Source organism: Streptomyces lincolnensis, assembly GCF_021173675.1.
Taxonomy (GTDB): Bacteria; Actinomycetota; Actinomycetes; order Streptomycetales; family Streptomycetaceae; genus Streptomyces; species Streptomyces lincolnensis_B.
Genome location: NZ_JAIHON010000065.1, coordinates 1 through 256, shown reverse-complemented (window position 1 = coordinate 256; position 256 = coordinate 1). Strand labels below are relative to the sequence as shown.

Below are 256 nucleotides of genomic sequence, written 5' to 3'. Positions count from 1 at the left end.
GGTGGACGTCGCCGCGCTGTTTGGCCATCAGGGTCAGGGCGGCGCTCATGTTGCCGCCGACGGAGTCGCCGGCGACGGCGAGGCGGGTGGCGTCGAGGTTCTTGGTGGCGCCCTGGGTGGTGATCCACCGGGCGACGGTGTAGTTCTGCTCGATGGCGACGGGGTAGCGGGCCTCGGGCGAGAGGTCGTACTCGGGGAAGACCACGGCGGCGTGTGCGCCGGTGGCGAGTTCGCGCACGAGGCGGTCGTGGGTGTG

Annotated in this window: 1 protein-coding gene; it reads right to left on the bottom strand. The window is 71.9% G+C overall.

Annotation, left to right across the window (positions count from 1 at the left end; translation table 11 throughout):
- On the bottom strand, positions 1–256 hold a 256-nt coding region (locus K4B79_RS48915), incomplete at both ends, for an alpha/beta hydrolase fold domain-containing protein (protein ID WP_232033717.1).